General features: G+C 69.4%; 16 protein-coding genes. 5 read left to right on the forward strand and 11 right to left on the reverse strand.

The genetic code is table 11. From position 1 onward, the window contains the following. Positions 1 to 63: 63 nt before the first annotated feature. The 3 genes from ACWGKS_RS17820 to ACWGKS_RS17830 all read right to left on the reverse strand — a co-directional run bounded on the left by ACWGKS_RS17820 (position 64) and on the right by ACWGKS_RS17830 (position 3,238). Positions 64 to 1,614, reverse strand: a complete 1,551-nt coding sequence (locus ACWGKS_RS17820; RefSeq protein WP_358507673.1) for a tripartite tricarboxylate transporter permease — start codon at positions 1,612 to 1,614, stop codon at positions 64 to 66. Then, positions 1,614 to 2,180 (reverse strand): tripartite tricarboxylate transporter TctB family protein, encoded by a 567-nt coding sequence (locus tag ACWGKS_RS17825; RefSeq protein WP_358507808.1) that lies wholly within the window; start codon positions 2,178 to 2,180, stop codon positions 1,614 to 1,616. Before ACWGKS_RS17825 ends, ACWGKS_RS17820 begins: the two co-directional genes overlap by 1 nt. 65 nt (positions 2,181 to 2,245) lie before the next feature. Continuing rightward, on the reverse strand, positions 2,246 to 3,238 hold the full coding sequence (locus ACWGKS_RS17830; RefSeq protein ID WP_452456363.1) for a Bug family tripartite tricarboxylate transporter substrate binding protein: 993 nt from the start codon (positions 3,236 to 3,238) through the stop codon (positions 2,246 to 2,248). Between the two features lie 211 nt (positions 3,239 to 3,449). Between ACWGKS_RS17830 and ACWGKS_RS17835 the strand changes: the two genes are divergently transcribed. After that, positions 3,450 to 5,114, forward strand: coding sequence for an ATP-binding protein (locus ACWGKS_RS17835; RefSeq protein ID WP_452523243.1), 1,665 nt, complete (start codon positions 3,450 to 3,452; stop codon positions 5,112 to 5,114). Then, on the forward strand, positions 5,111 to 5,794 hold the full coding sequence (locus tag ACWGKS_RS17840) for a response regulator (protein WP_358507667.1): 684 nt from the start codon (positions 5,111 to 5,113) through the stop codon (positions 5,792 to 5,794). Before ACWGKS_RS17835 ends, ACWGKS_RS17840 begins: the two co-directional genes overlap by 4 nt. 33 nt (positions 5,795 to 5,827) lie before the next feature. Here the strand turns inward: ACWGKS_RS17840 and ACWGKS_RS17845 are convergent, their stop codons facing one another. After that, the gene (locus ACWGKS_RS17845) at positions 5,828 to 5,992 is read right to left on the reverse strand and encodes a hypothetical protein (protein WP_452523245.1); all 165 of its coding nucleotides are present in this window, start codon (positions 5,990 to 5,992) and stop codon (positions 5,828 to 5,830) included. 251 nt (positions 5,993 to 6,243) lie between these two features. Between ACWGKS_RS17845 and ACWGKS_RS17850 the strand changes: the two genes are divergently transcribed. Then, entirely contained in the window at positions 6,244 to 7,908 is a 1,665-nt protein-coding gene (locus tag ACWGKS_RS17850) for an IS200/IS605 family accessory protein TnpB-related protein (protein WP_452523247.1), read from the forward strand. Here ACWGKS_RS17850 and ACWGKS_RS17855 read toward each other — a convergent pair. Continuing rightward, entirely contained in the window at positions 7,860 to 7,988 is a 129-nt protein-coding gene (locus ACWGKS_RS17855; RefSeq protein WP_452523319.1) for a hypothetical protein, read from the reverse strand. The two genes, ACWGKS_RS17850 and ACWGKS_RS17855, sit on opposite strands and share 49 nt — an antisense overlap. A 411-nt stretch (positions 7,989 to 8,399) precedes the next feature. Here ACWGKS_RS17855 and ACWGKS_RS17860 point away from each other — a divergent pair, with 411 nt between their 5' ends. Next, positions 8,400 to 8,774 carry a VOC family protein gene (locus tag ACWGKS_RS17860; protein WP_452456361.1) on the forward strand — a complete coding sequence of 125 codons (375 nt, stop codon included), beginning with the start codon at positions 8,400 to 8,402 and terminating at the stop codon, positions 8,772 to 8,774. A gap of 28 nt (positions 8,775 to 8,802) precedes the next feature. Here the strand turns inward: ACWGKS_RS17860 and ACWGKS_RS17865 are convergent, their stop codons facing one another. Both ACWGKS_RS17865 and sigJ read right to left on the reverse strand, forming a co-directional pair. Next, a complete protein-coding gene (locus ACWGKS_RS17865) occupies positions 8,803 to 9,960 on the reverse strand; it encodes an NAD(P)-binding protein (RefSeq protein WP_452456360.1) in 1,158 nt (385 codons plus the stop codon). Positions 9,961 to 9,964: 4 nt separating this feature from the next. Then, positions 9,965 to 10,873, reverse strand: a complete 909-nt coding sequence (gene sigJ, locus ACWGKS_RS17870; protein WP_358507659.1) for an RNA polymerase sigma factor SigJ — start codon at positions 10,871 to 10,873, stop codon at positions 9,965 to 9,967. A gap of 163 nt (positions 10,874 to 11,036) precedes the next feature. Here sigJ and ACWGKS_RS17875 point away from each other — a divergent pair, with 163 nt between their 5' ends. After that, a complete protein-coding gene (locus tag ACWGKS_RS17875; RefSeq protein ID WP_452456359.1) occupies positions 11,037 to 11,576 on the forward strand; it encodes a GNAT family N-acetyltransferase in 540 nt (179 codons plus the stop codon). A gap of 96 nt (positions 11,577 to 11,672) precedes the next feature. Here ACWGKS_RS17875 and ACWGKS_RS17880 read toward each other — a convergent pair whose 3' ends face one another. From ACWGKS_RS17880 to ACWGKS_RS17895, 4 genes are all read right to left on the reverse strand, one after another. Then, entirely contained in the window at positions 11,673 to 11,885 is a 213-nt protein-coding gene (locus ACWGKS_RS17880; protein WP_358507656.1) for a hypothetical protein, read from the reverse strand. Positions 11,886 to 11,965: 80 nt separating this feature from the next. Next, positions 11,966 to 12,178, reverse strand: a complete 213-nt coding sequence (locus tag ACWGKS_RS17885) for a hypothetical protein (RefSeq protein ID WP_358507654.1) — start codon at positions 12,176 to 12,178, stop codon at positions 11,966 to 11,968. A gap of 345 nt (positions 12,179 to 12,523) precedes the next feature. Continuing rightward, positions 12,524 to 13,063: a hypothetical protein gene (locus ACWGKS_RS17890; protein WP_358507652.1), complete on the reverse strand. Its 540-nt coding sequence runs from the start codon at positions 13,061 to 13,063 to the stop codon at positions 12,524 to 12,526. Positions 13,064 to 13,235: 172 nt separating this feature from the next. Then, positions 13,236 to 13,898, reverse strand: a complete 663-nt coding sequence (locus tag ACWGKS_RS17895; RefSeq protein WP_452523250.1) for an NAD(P)H-binding protein — start codon at positions 13,896 to 13,898, stop codon at positions 13,236 to 13,238. Positions 13,899 to 13,962 lie beyond the last annotated feature (64 nt).

Consider the following 13,962-nt stretch of genomic DNA (forward strand, 5'->3'; position numbering starts at 1 on the left):
TCTGAACGACGGTGGCCCCCGGCGGACGGACACCGGGGGCCACGAAGGGGATGGTGTGAGGGGTCAGACCCGCTCGGCCGGCTCCTCGACCTCCGCGGCACGGGCGGCGGCGCGACGTCGACGCAGGGACGCGATCAGCGGCAGTACCGCCGCGACCAGCACCAGCACGTACAGGCCGATCGAGATGCCACTGCTCACCAGGATCGACGGGTCGCCCGAGGAAGCGGCCAACGCACGACGGAACTCCGTCTCCGCGATCGGGCCCAGCACCACGCCGATGAGCGCCGGCGCCACCGGGACCCCGAACGTCCGCATGACCAGACCCAGCACCGCGACCGCCAGCAGCATCACCAGGTGCGTCACCGAGGTGTTGATCGCGTACACGGCCAGCACTGAGAACAGCGTGATGCCCGCGTACAGGTACGGCTTGGGCAGCTTCAGCAGCTTGGCCCACAGCGGAGCGAACGGCAGGTTGATCACCAGCAGCAGGACGCTGCCGATGAGCAGCGACGCCAGCAACGTCCACACCAGGTCGGCGTTGCGCTCGAAGAGCACCGGCCCCGGCTGCAACCCGTACTGCTGGAACGCCGCCAACATGATCGCGGCCGTCGCCGACGTGGGCAGCCCCAACCCGAGCAGCGGCACCATGGTGCCCGCGGCGCTGGAGTTGTTGGCCGACTCCGGGCCGGCCACACCTTCGATGGCGCCCTGCCCGAACTCGTCCTCCTCACCCTTGCGGCGCGCGCGCCGCGCGGCGAGCTTGCGCTCCAGGCCCAGCGAAAGGAACGTGGGGATCTCCGCGCCACTGCCGGGGATCGGACCGAAGGCGCTGCCCAGCGCGGTGCCGCGCAGCCACGGCTTCCAGGAGCGGCGCAGGTCCTTGCGGCCCAGCCACGGACGCCCGGTGCGGATCGCCGCGAAGTTCGGCGCGGACTTGCCACGCGCCGCGATGTACAGCACCTCGCCCAGGGCCAGCAGACCCACGGTCACGATGACGATGTCGATGCCGTCCATCAGACCGGCGGCACCGAAGTCGAACCTGGCCGTGCCGCTCTGGGCGTCGATGCCCACCATGCCGATGGCCAGACCGATGAGCAGCGACGTCACACCGCGCAGCACCGAACCCGACACCACCGCGGCCACCGCCACGAACGAGAACACGGTCAGGGCGAAGTACTCGCCGGGACCGAAGTTGAGCGCGAACTCCACCATGACCGGCGCGAACAGCGCCACGACGAGCGTGCCGATGACACTCGCCACGAACGAACCGATCACCGCCGTGCCCAGTGCCTGCGCAGCCCTGCCGTTGAGCGCCATCTTGTGGCCCTCGTAGGTGGTGGCGATCGACGACGCCTGTCCAGGCGTGTTCAGCAGGATCGACGTGGTGGCGCCACCGAACATGCCGCCGTAGTACACACCGGCGAACAGGATGAAGGCGCTGGTCGGGTCGAGCCGGAAGGTCACCGGCAGCAGCAGGGCCACCGCCATCGCCGAGCCCATGCCCGGAAGGACGCCCACGGCGGTGCCCAACAGCACGCCGAGGAAGGCCCACATGAGGTTCTGCGGGGTCAGCGCCGCGGCCAACCCGTCCATCAGGTTGATCAAAGTGTCCATCACAGCACCAATTCCAGGAAGCCGCCCGGCAGGTTGAGCCCGAGCCCGAGCGAGAAACCGACCTGCACGGCGGCCGACATCGACAGCGCCACGATCGCGTCACGCAGATAGGCGCGTGCGCCGAACGCGTAGGCGACGACCCAGAACAACAGGGCGCCGGCGAGCAGCCAGCCCACGAGTTCCAGCAGGGCGGTGTGCACCACCAGGCCGGCGAGGACCAGCAGAACCGGTCGGCTCTCGAACCAGGCCAGTGGGGAAGCGCCCTTCCCGCTGCCCAGGTTGCGCAGGTTCACCACGCTCATGCACACGGCGGCGATCAGTAGCAGCCCGCCCACCGCGCCGGGGAAGGCGCCCGGGCCGGGACGGGTGGCGTTGGGCGGGGCCTCGATGGTGACCGCGCCCCACACGGCCACCAGGCCCAGGATCGCGGTCAGCGCGGGCACGACCCACGCCGACGGTCCCCTCCACACGGTGTTCTCGGGGTCCGGGGCAGAGGCCACCGCCTCGCTCCCGGTGTTCGTTTCCGTCTCCGGGGCCTGGACGGCGTCCGTGGTTCGAGGGGACATGGTGCCGCCGGTGGTCTCGGCCGGGTCGTCGCCCGCCGTGTTCTTCTCTTCTGTTCCGTTGGCGCTCACAGTCCCAGCTCCTCCACGGTCTCCTGGGTCAGGGCGATCTCCTCGTCCAGGAACTCCTCGAACTCCTCGCGGTCCTGGTAGGTGTCGGTCCACCGGTTGCGTTCGAGGGTGTCGGCCCAGGAGTCCGACGCCAGCAGCTCCCGCACCAGCTCCTCCAGCGCTTCGGTCTCCTCCTCGGTCAACCCGGGCGGGGCGATGACCCCGCGCCAGTTCGACATCTCCAGGTCATAGCCGAGCTCGGTCATGGTGGGGATGTCCACCCCGTCCAGACGTTCGGGTGAGGAGACCGCCAGCGCGCGTAGCGGACCGTCGTCCTCGATCTGGTCGCTGAAGTCGCCCAGGGTGCCGAACCCGATCTCCGAGGTGCCGGAGAGCAGGGAGGTCAGGGTCTCGCCGCCGCCCGAGTAGGGCAGGTAGTTGATCTCGCCCGGGGAGATGTCCAGGGACTGCGCGACCTGCGCGGCGAAGATCTGATCGACGCCGCCCATGGAGCCGCCCGCCACGGGCAGGGTGCCCGGGCGCTCGCGCCAGTCCTCGGCGAGGTCGTCGAGGGTCTCGTAGGGGGAGTCCCGCGGGACGACGATCGCGAGGTACTCCGAGGCCAGCTGGGCGATGGGGGTGGAGTCGGCCATCGTGTACGGCGACCCGGTGGTCTCCACCGCTCCCACCATGCCGAGACCGGTCATGGTCAACACGTTGTCCTGACCCTCGCGGTTCGCGGTCTGGGCCAGACCGATGGTGCCGCCGGCGCCCTCGGCGTTGCGGACCTCGACGTTGAACCGCAGGTCCTCGTCGCGCAACCCGTTCTGCATCTCGCGGGCCAAGGTGTCCCAGCCGCCGCCGGGTCCGGCAGGCGCGATGAGCAGGAGTTTCTCCTGGGCACCGTCACCGGAGGCCGCGCTCTGGCGAACGTCGTACAGCGCCGTCCCGACCAGCAGGAGGGCGCACAGCCCACCCACCAGGCGGAGCACCACGCCACTATTGCGCATGGGTCCTCTCCTTCCTTGATCGTCTGTGCACGTCCCCCGGTGCGCAGACGCAGGGGAGATCCAGGACACAGTGTGACCCGCGGCACGGAGAGATGAGGGTTTTGTTAAAACTGGCGTCATATTGGTCGTATTGTTCGTGAAGCGCGTTACGTCCCTCGACGACCTGCGCCTTCGGCCGGACCACCCGCGCTCCCCGGCCACTGGAGTACCCATGACCTCACCGCCCGCACGAAGCCGGCTCACGCTCACCGGATCCCTGTTCATCGGCTACGTGTGCCTGTTGGCGGTGGCGCTCACCGGGGTCGGAGTGCTCTGGATGCTCCAGGCCGACCGGGCGACCGACCGCCAGTACGCCGAACGCGTCCTCTCCGTGGCCCGATCCGTGGCCGTCATGCCCGCGGTGGTCGAGGGCATGCAGGGGGCCGACCCCAGCGCCGAACTGGACCCCCTCGCCGACCGTGTCGCCGCGGCCACCGGCGCGGACTTCGTGGTCCTCGCCACCCCCGACGGAACCCGCCACACCCACCCGAACAAGGACCTCATAGGTCGGACGGTCTCCACCCCGCCCGGCCCCGCGGCTCGGGGCGTGGAGTGGACCGGGGTCCAGGACGGAACACAGGGCCGCACGGTCCGCGCCAAGGTTCCCGTCTTCTCCGAAGGCGGATCGATCAGCGGCGGTGACGCGCGGGGCGACGTCATCGGCTACGTGTCGCTGGGAATCCTCACCTCCAGCGCGGCCGGGGACGCACGCGCCGCCATCCCCGCCATCCTCGCCACGACCGTGCTCCTCCTCGCCGTGGGCGTGGTCGGTTCCTGGGCGCTGTCTCGCCGGCTGCGCGCCAAGACGCACGGGCTCGAACCCGCCGACATCACCGCGCTGCTCGAAAGCCGAGAGGCGCTCCTGCACGCCGTGCGCGAGGGTGTCCTCGCCGTCGACACCAACGACCGGGTGGTCCTGGTGAATCCGCCCGCCCGCGCCATGCTCGACCTGCCCGAGGACGCCGAAGGCCGGCACCTGGACGAACTCGACCTGCCCGAACGGGGCCGCGACATCGTCTCCGGAGTCGATCCGGGAGGAGACCTCATCCTGCTGGCCGGTGACCGGGTCCTGGTCGCCAACCGCATGCCGGTGCGCATTCGCGGCGTCGAGTCCGGGGCGGTGGTCACCCTCCGGGACCGCACCGAGGTGAACCGACTCACCGGAGAACTCGACGGAGCCCGCACCGTCACCCGAGGGTTGCGGGCCCAGACCCACGAGTTCGCCAACCGGGTGCACACCGTCGCGGGCATGCTGGAGTTGGGCGCCCACGAGGAGGCCCGCGACTACCTGGCCGACCTCACCGCCACCCACACCCGCACCACGAGCGGCGTCGCCGAACACGTGCGCGACCCGGCGCTCGCCGCCCTCACCCTGGCCAAGTCGGCGCAGGCCTCCGAGATGGGGGTCGACCTCGGCCTGTCCCCGATGACGAGTGTCCCCGAGTGCCTCCAGGGCGAACTACGATCCGACGCGCTGCTCATCCTCGGCAACCTGGTGGACAATGCCCTGGACGCGGTCGCTCATGGCGGATGGGTCGAGGTCCTGGTGCGACTGCACCGATCCGCCGACAGTGACCTGTCGCACGACCTACTGGAGATCCGGGTGATCGACTCCGGGCACGGGGTCGCGGACGACGTCGCCGAGGAGATCTTCCGATTCGGGTTCACCACCAAGGCGTCCCGGGACGGTGGAAGCAGGGGTCTGGGCCTGGCCCTGGTCAAGCAGGTCTGTGAGAGCAGAGGGGGAAGCATCGAGATGGAGGCACCCGACGCGGAGGAGGGCGCGGTCTTCACCGCCTGCCTGCCGGTCGCCACGCCGACGGGGGTGGCCGGGTGATCCGTGTCCTGGTCGTCGACGACGACGTGCGGGTGGCCCGTAACCACCAGGAGCTGGTGGAGTCGGTGCCCGAGTTCACCGTGGTCGGGGTGGCTCACACCGCCGCCGCGGCCCTGGCCCAGGTACGCGGACACCGTCCGGACCTGGTCCTGCTGGACCTGCACCTGCCCGACGGCTCGGGGATCTCGGTCATGCGCGCCCTGCGATCGGCCGGCGAACCGGGCACGCCCCAACCCGACTTCCTGATGATCACCGCCGTTCGCGACATCGCCCAGGTCCGCTCGGCGGTGCACGGCGGTGCCGTTCACTACCTGCTCAAACCCTTTCCGCTCAGCGCCCTGCGCGACCAGCTCGAACGGTTCGCGGTGGCCCGGCGGCAGATGCAGGCCCAAGGGGAGGCCACCCAGCAGGACGTGGACCGGTTGTTCGGACTGTTGCGTCCGCCCGCGGCCCGTTCCCTGCCCAAGGGCCTGACCGCGGCCACCGTCGACCTGGTCGCGGGTGTGCTGCGCGAGGCAGAGGGAGAGCTGTCCGCCGCGGAGGTGGCCGAGCGTTCCGGGGTGTCCCGGGTGACGGCCCGCCGCTACCTTGAGCACCTGTGCGCCGATGGTCGGGCGGAACTGCGCATGCGCTACGGTTCCGCCGGCCGTCCCGAACACCTCTACCGCTGGGTCGCCTGACCCCGAACGTGCCTCCCCGACGCCGCCACCGGGTCACTCGGTCGGGGGCGCCCCGCCGATGCGTTCCCGCCATGGGCCACTCGCCACGAGCCAGTGCGGGATGAGTCTCACGGGAAAGGGGGAGTCGGTCTCGAAGAGTTCCTCACCCTGACTCTGACCGATCTCCTGGTAGCCACCGTCCTCCAGACGGAACTCCACGATGCCGGGCTTCTCCGGATGGGGATTCTCATCTATTCGTGTGCGCGGTCATATGAGTGTGCGTGGACGTCCATGAGTGAACTCATCGAACCACTCCTGTCGTGAAGGGCACCGGAGCCGGATTCGAGCGGTACGCACCCTCACCCCCGGGCGGAGGAGTTTTCCGGTTCGTGCCACACCCGCCCCGGGGCGCGGCTAGCGTCGTGTTCGAGCACGGGGATCGAACGCAGTCAGGGGGTGAGGAGCGGGTGGTGGGCACCGATCAGCGGGGTTTGCGGTCGATCGCGGCTCCCTATCCGGTTCCGGGGCCCACCGGTGTGGCCGTGCGCACCCGCCTCAAGTGCCTGACCCTTCAGGATGAGAAGGTGCTGCGGCTGGTCGGTTCCCATCTGGGTTCGTTGGCCGCTGCCGATCTCAAAGCCCGCTGTGCTGATGGCCTGGACCATGACAGCCACACGTGGGCGGAGCGTAAACGCCGACTGACCCCGGAGTGCTCCTCCCGGTGGGCGGGGGCGATCACCAAGGCCACCCACGACCAGTGGGCACTGGCCCGACGCGGACAAGCCGCGCACCTGCGTTCTTTGGAAGCCGGGGCCGCGATGGTCCGGTCCCGGTTGTCGTCGCCGGTCGGGGCCAAGGGCACCAGGAAGAGGCCAGGCGGCTACCGATCCAAGCAGGAGTGGCACGCCAAGTCCCGACGCCTGGCCACCCTGCAAGACCGGCTCGCCACGGTTCGGGCCGACTTCGAGGCTGGCTTGGTGCGCGTGGTGCGTGGCGGTAAAAGTCTGTCCCGTAGCCGTCATCACCTCGATGCGGCTCAGCTCACCGAGACCGCCTGGCGTGAGCGGTGGCAAGCGGCCCGCTGGTTCCTCCAAGCCAACGGGGAAACGGGGAAGCGGTTCGGCAACGAGACGATCCGCATCACCCCGCAGGGAGAGGTGTCGATCAAACTCCCGACCCCGCTCAAGGAATGGGCGAACGCCCCGCACGGCCGATATGTGCTCTCGGGCACGGCGGTTTTCGCGCACCGTGGCCGGGAGTGGGCCGATCGGGTGGCGGCGAATCGGGCGGTGGCCTACCGGGTGCACCTGGATGTGGAGCGTGGGCGCTGGTATGTGACCGCGTCCTGGCAGATCGTGGCGCCATCGTGGGTCCCTCTTCGGTCCGCCCTCACCGAGGGGGTGATCGGGGTGGATATGAACGCCGATCATCTGGCCGCCTGGCGTTTGGATGTGCACGGCAACCCCATCGGTGACCCGCGCCGGTTCGACTACGAGTTGTCCGGCAGCGCTTCCCATCGTGACGCCCAGGTGCGCCACGCGCTGACCCGGTTGTTGCGCTGGGCGCACGGTTGTGGTGTGAAGACGATCGCGGTCGAAGATCTGGACTTCACCACCTCCAAGAGTCGGGAGAGGCACGGCCGAAAGAAGCGGTTCCGGCAGGTCATCTCCGGTATGCCCACGGCCAGGCTGCGTGCCCGGCTGACCTCGATGGCCGATGCCACCGCGATCACGGTCATCGCCGTGGACGCGGCCTACACCTCCAGGTGGGGTGCCCAGCACTGGCAAAAACCCACCACCACCGCCAAGAGGAAGACGTCCCGGCACGATGCGGCGAGCATCGCGATCGGGCGACGCGCCCAAGGGCACCCGATCCGGCGTCGGACGGCACCGCCCCGCACCCACCAGAGTGATGAGTGTGGGCCTCGGACCGTCCAGGCCGGACCGGGCGCTCGTGGGGGTGAGGGAATCCGCCACCCGGTCACGGAGCGCGCACACGATGCGCGCACCCAGACCTTGGGGAAGGAGAACGCGGAGGACCAGCGCATCCAACACCGTTCGGGACGCGCGCAGGACCAGGGGCGGCATCAGATGTCACCCCTGCACTCTGCTGAGGAACGGTTGATGATCCAGTAGGAGGGGATCCCGAACACGGCGTACTCGTACCGTTTCGTGTGGTTGTCGCGGAGCACGCTTTCGGGGGAGAAGATCTCCACGGCCAAGAGCGGGGGAACGGTGTAGTAACCCTCCTCCGGCGGTTCCTGGCCGAAGGCCGGTGCTTACCCGGGTCTCCGTTGAGGGTGATGCCGGGGCCGTCCCCGATCTCCAGATCCTCGGGAGCATGGATGCCGAGAAGGAAACCCAGACGGTAACTCACTCGTGTGTGCAAAGGCTTGGGCACGGGCGACACGTCAAGCCTCTCGTCGACCAGTTCATACCGCCGTTCGTTGTCCGGCGTGTTCTTCAGGTCGTTCATGGGCCTCCCTCTGAGAGACCAGTATTCAGCGTCACCCTGGGTTACCGGCGGGTTTCCACAGGACGGATTCGGGTCGGTCGAACCGGGGTGGTGTGCTTCGGAGGGACGTGTCCCATCGAGGAATGTCAGTGATGGGTGTCACACTCGGGGCATGTTGGATCACCTCGGAATCCAGGTCGCCGACCCGACCGCCGCCGCCTCCTTCTACGACGCCGTCCTCGCGCCCCTGGGACACCGCCGCATGCTCCAGTTCGGGGAGGTCATCGGCTACGGCTCCGATGACCCCGCGTTCTGGATCTCGCCCAGCGAGACGGACGGCCCCCCGCGCGAGTCCCACATCGCGTTCACCGCGGCCGACCGGGCCACCGTCGACGCCTTCTTCGCCGCTGCCGTCGAGGTCGGGGCGGAGGTCCTGCACGAACCGAAGGAGTGGCCCGAGTACCACGAGCACTACTACGGCGCCTTCGTCCGCGACCCCGACGGCAACAACGTGGAGGCCGTCTCCCACGTCCCGGCCCGGGGCTGACCGGACACCGCCGGGCCCCGGGCCGGGTTCACCGGGAGTCGGTGACGGCACGCGAGTGCCGAGCGGTGGCCAGCTCCGCGGCCCGTACCGCGCTGGTCACCGCCACCTCACCCAGCAGACCCGGTGCGGCGACCTGGTCCCCGGCCAGGTACACGCCCTCACCCCGGTCGATGGCGGGACGGTCCCGCCAGGTGGTGCCCGGCAGGTCCAGCGCCCCGGTGCGCCCCCGCGCCACCTGGTCGCGCCGCCACGTCAGCCTCTCCCGCCACTCGGGCAGTGCGGTGTCGAGCAGGACCTCCAGCCGGGCGTTCGTCTGCGCGCGGCCCTCACCCGGGCGGATCGGAAGCTGTGCCTGGACCAGGTCCTCACCCTCGGGTGCGAGCGTGGGGTCGACGACGGTGTAGCGCTCCAGGAAACCGCACTCGTCGGAGTCGAACACCAGGAACGGATCGCCGTGGCGCCGTGTCAGCCCCAGGTCCACCATCAGGGTGTGTCCGCCCTCCCAACGCAGCGTGTCGTCCCCCAACAGGGTGCGCGCCGCGTCCAAGGACGTGGCCACGACGGTCGGGCCCTGCGGAGGGGCGTCCACCCGACTCCGCGTCTCGATCCGCACGCCCATCTCCCGGGCGCGCGCGGACAGGTGTTCCACCCAGGAGCCCCAGCCCCCGATCAGGTACCGGGGCGCGGGCCATCCCGGGGTGGTGACACGTTGGAACCGGTCCCAGACGAAGGCGGCCGACAGGCGCTCCGGCTCGGCGTGGAAGAGCACGACCCCCATCATGTTGCCGACGGCTCGGGCCGACTCCGCGCCCAGGTGCTCGGTGCCCCAGGTGCCGAAGTCCACGTCGTCCGGGGCACGTAGCCGCCGGCGGGCCGCGGCCCGGAGCACCCCGCTCGGAGGGCCGCCGATCCGCTCCCGGTACCGCCACCGGGTTCCGAGCGCGGCCCTCAACGGCAGAGCCTTCGACGGTGGGACCAGGCCGCGTCGCTCCAACCAGACGTAGGGCGCCCCGTCCGAGTACAGGACGTGCGGTCCGTCGTTGGCCACGTACGGGGGCTCGGTGGAGCGGGCCCGTCCGCCCAGCGTGGCGTGGGATTCGTACAGGGTGACCGTGGCGCCTCTCTCGGCGCCGGCGATGGCCGCGGTCAGTCCGGCGAGGCCACCGCCCACAACGTTGAGTTCCATGTCCCTAGGACGGGTCGACCACGCTCAAACGTGACAACTTGTCGGGGTTGACCAACAGATACACGTGCTGGACCCGCCCTTCGAAGACGTCCAGGGAGATCATGAGCACCGCGTCCCCGGCCGCCGAGATCAGCACCCCCGGACCGCCGTTGACCTCGGTGACCCTGATGTCCAGGGCGTCCATGCCCTCGACGCCGACCGAGGCGAGGAACCGGGTGGCGTTGCGCTCCTCGGTGACGGCCGCGAGGAAGCGACCCACCTTGTGCGCGCTGCGCAGTACCCGTAGGGGAGCCCTGGCCTTGCCACCGCTGTCGCTCACCAGGGTGGCGTCGTCGGCGAGCAGGCCCTTGAGCCCGTCCAGGTCCCCTTCCAGGCAGGCCCGGAGGAAGCGTTCGGTGATCCGCCGTCGTTCGGCCCGGTCGGCCTCGAATCGGGGTCGGCGATCCCGCACGTGGTCGCGGGCGCGTTTGGCCAACTGTCGGGTGGTGGCCTCACCCCGCCCGATGACCTGCGCGATCTGGGCGTAGGGCAGTTGGAAGGCCTCGTGCAGGACGAACACGGCACGTTCCAACGGACTCAGCGTCTCCAACACCACCATCAGGGCGAACTCCACCGAGTCGGCGAGTTCGGCCCGTTCGGCGCCGTCGGGCAGGTCGCTGACCGGTTCGGGAAGCCACTCGCCCACGTAGGACTCACGTCGGGAACCGGCCCGCCGCAACCGGTCGATGGCCACCCGCGAGACCACGGTGACCAGGTAGGCACGCGGGTCGTCGACCTCGGTGGGATCGACCCCGGACCAGCGCAGCCAGGCCTCCTGGACCACGTCCTCGGCGTCGTTGGCGCTGCCCAGGACCCGGTAGGCGACCCCGTTCAACAGGGAGCGATGCTCTTCGAAGACCTCTGTCGTCGTCATGACAGGGAAGACGTACCACCGTGCGCGGTCCGTGACACGTCCCCGTCCGATATTCTCCGAAACGCCTCTCAGACCGCGGAGAGGGACCGAACGGTGACCCCCGACCGACGCGGAACGCGCTCCAGGTCGGCGCGGTCGGTGGATTCGAGGAGGGGAAGCGTCGTTGTACCGACTGCGTGAGTGGAACCGAGGGGACGTCGACCGACTGCTGGAGGCCTTCGCCTGGGAGGAACTGGTCTGGCAGGAGCCCGGCGACCTCCCCCGAACCCCGGACCAGGCCCGAGAGTGGATCGAGTACCGGACCGAACTGGCCGGGAAGAGCGACGTCCACGGGTTCGCCGTGGTGGATGACCGGGACAAGGCGTTGGGGCACGTGCAGATCTCGGTGACCAGCCGCCGACACGAGCTGGGCTGGTTGTCCTTCTGGACGCACCCGGCGGAACAGGGACGAGGGGTCGCGACGGCCGGGGCGAGATTGGCCTCGCGCTTCGCGTTCGACCGGCTGGGCCTGTTCCGGGTGGAGGCGGGACACCGACTCGACAACCCGGGCTCGTGCCTGGCGCTGGGCCGCGCGGGGCTGCTGCCGGAGGGGACCGAGCGCGCCAAGCTGCGGTACGGCACCTCCCGTTATGACACCGCTTCGCACGCGCGCCTGGTGACCGACCCGGACACCTGGAGCCCCGAGGGGCCCTGCAAGGGCTGAACCGGTTCCGCGTGCGCGGGGCGGTGAGGGAACAGAACGCGGGGCACGGCGATGGATTCGCCGTGCCCCGCGTCGTCGCCGGAGGAGCGTGGACTACTAGTCCATGACGCTGATGCCGGAGTTGAAGTCGTTGTCGATGACGTTGCAGCCCTCGGAGCTGAAGCCCGCGAAGCTGATGACGTCGGCGCAGACGGGCACCGTGATGTTCTGGATGTCGGCGTTGTTGTCGGCCGCGGCGGTGCCGGACATGGCGCCCAGGGCGAGGCCGGTGGCGAGGATGAGACCGGAGACGGCGGTGATGCGCTTCATGGTGAGTGTTCCTTTGCGGTTCGCTGTGTGCAGGTGGTGACGGTGGCCGGATGGAGCCGACCCGGATGACTACCGGGTGATCAGTCGTCGACCGAGATGCCCGAGGTGGCGTTCCAGTCGACGACGTTGCAGCCGCTGGCGCTGACGCCGGAGGCCTTCAGGACGTCCAGGCAGATCGGGATGGTGACGTTCTGGACGTCGGCGTTGTTGTCGGCCGCGGCGGTGCCGGTGAAGGCGCCGAAGGCGAGGCCGGTGGCCAGAACGAATCCGGAAAGCTTGGCGATACGGGACATGTGAGTCACCTTTCGGAAGTACTAAAACGGGTTGGCTGCGGCCGCCGTAATTAACTTAGCGTAGCCGGATGCATGCCTGAAGTAGTTTCCGCGAAGATTCCAGAGTTTCCCCAGAGTTTCCTCGGCTTCCCGGGCGGTATGACCGACATGTCACCGCATGGAACCCCCAGTGCGTTACACAACCGAAAGCACGACTAGAACAGGCTTCTGGCGAATGCATCGGAATCCGTGGCTGTCCGCTCATCGAGGGTCATGTCGGACACGGTGCGGGGGTGCGAAGCGCATGGAACGCACAAAAAGGCCCGTACGGCGGATCCGCCGTACGGGCCCGAGGACCTGGTGGGACTACCAGCCCTGCTGGCCGTAACCCGGGTACTGCTGGCCGTAGCCGGGCTGCTGCCCGTACCCCGGCTGCTGCTGCCCGTATCCGGGGTATTGATGCTGGTCATAGCCCGGGTACTGCTGCGGCTGCTGACCGTAACCCTGGCCGTAACCCGCGTACGGGTCCGGCTGCTGCGCACCCGTGGGGTGCTGCGGGTAGGCGGCCTGCTGCCCCGTCCCGTCCTGCGGATGCTGGGGTTGTTGCGGCTGCTGGGCCTCGGCCTGCGCCGACTCCTTCGCCTTCAGCGCCTCGGCGTCGGGGCGGAAGATGAACAGGCGGGCGGCCTGGGACTCCCCGTTCTCGCTCGGGGTGATCAGGTCCAGACGCCAGCCGGCCTCCTCGATCCCCTCAAGGATGCGGGTCAGCCCTGGACGCAGCTTGCTCGAAGCCTCGTCGTAGGCGTTGACGTCCAGCTGGATGATGAACATCCGGCGCTTCTGCTGCGCGGCGACCTTGGCGTGTTCGACGACCGTGCTATCCCTGACGACCTGTGTGACGCTCATGAAAACCGTACCCATCTGCTCTGCGGAGCTGATTCACCCGTCGGGGCGTTCCCGGTCGTCCGCGTCCACCGTGGCGGGATTCCGCCGGGCTCCGAAACCATCATGCCTTCTATAGGTGCATCTGGCCACAGAGACCGAACGGATCCCCGCCCCCGCGATACGCGGTCAAGGATCAGCCGGCGGCGGCGCGGACGGCTTCGACGACGGGCGTCTCACCGTTCACCAGATTGAGAACCCGGCCGACGGTTCCTGGTTCGTCCAAAAGTGCGACGATCACGGCGGCGACGTCGTCACGGGTCACAGTGTCGCGCTCGACCTCCTCACCCAGGTCCACCCGACCGGTTCCGGAGTCGTCCGTCAGTCCTCCGGGACGCAGGATCGTCCAGTCCAGGTCGAGGTCGCGCTGACGGAGGTCGTCGTCGGCGGCCTTCTTCGCCGCCACATACGCCTTCCAGACCTCACCGGTGTCCTCCGGAACCGGCTTGTCCACGTTGATCGCCGACACCTGGACGAGACGGCGCACCCCGGCGAGGGCGGCGGCGTCGGCGGTCAGCACCGCCGCCTTGTGGTCGACGGTCTCCTTGCGCTCCGCGCCGCTGCCCGGTCCGGCGCCGGCCGCGAACACCACGGCGTCGGCGCCCATGATCTTCTCGGTCAGCTCGGTCACGGTGGCCTGCTCCAGGTCGATCACGACCGGCTCGGCCCCGGCGTCGACGATGTCCTGGGAATGGTCGGGGTTACGGATGAGGCCCACGGGGGTGTCGCCGCGGTCGGCCAACTGCCTGGCCAGTCGCAGCGCGATCTTCCCGTGTCCTCCGACGATGACGATTCGCATGGGGGCAGCGTATTGCCTTCACCCGCGGTGGACCGAGGGCCGCCCCGGACGTCGCCTGTGAACT

The organism is Nocardiopsis sp. NPDC055879, assembly GCF_053615935.1.

Bases quoted from the DNA above. Each gene is read 5' to 3' on its own strand.
- ACWGKS_RS17820 (WP_358507673.1), bottom strand. From the start codon at position 1,614: ATGGACACTTTGATCAACCTGATGGACGGGTTGGCCGCGGCGCTGACC.
- ACWGKS_RS17825 (WP_358507808.1), bottom strand. From the start codon at position 2,180: ATGTCCCCTCGAACCACGGACGCCGTCCAGGCCCCGGAGACGGAAACG.
- ACWGKS_RS17830 (WP_452456363.1), bottom strand. From the start codon at position 3,238: ATGCGCAATAGTGGCGTGGTGCTCCGCCTGGTGGGTGGGCTGTGCGCC.
- ACWGKS_RS17835 (WP_452523243.1), top strand. From the start codon at position 3,450: ATGACCTCACCGCCCGCACGAAGCCGGCTCACGCTCACCGGATCCCTG.
- ACWGKS_RS17860 (WP_452456361.1), top strand. From the start codon at position 8,400: ATGTTGGATCACCTCGGAATCCAGGTCGCCGACCCGACCGCCGCCGCC.
- ACWGKS_RS17865 (WP_452456360.1), bottom strand. From the start codon at position 9,960: ATGGAACTCAACGTTGTGGGCGGTGGCCTCGCCGGACTGACCGCGGCC.
- sigJ (WP_358507659.1), bottom strand. From the start codon at position 10,873: ATGACGACGACAGAGGTCTTCGAAGAGCATCGCTCCCTGTTGAACGGG.
- ACWGKS_RS17880 (WP_358507656.1), bottom strand. From the start codon at position 11,885: ATGAAGCGCATCACCGCCGTCTCCGGTCTCATCCTCGCCACCGGCCTC.
- ACWGKS_RS17885 (WP_358507654.1), bottom strand. From the start codon at position 12,178: ATGTCCCGTATCGCCAAGCTTTCCGGATTCGTTCTGGCCACCGGCCTC.
- ACWGKS_RS17890 (WP_358507652.1), bottom strand. From the start codon at position 13,063: ATGAGCGTCACACAGGTCGTCAGGGATAGCACGGTCGTCGAACACGCC.
- ACWGKS_RS17895 (WP_452523250.1), bottom strand. From the start codon at position 13,898: ATGCGAATCGTCATCGTCGGAGGACACGGGAAGATCGCGCTGCGACTG.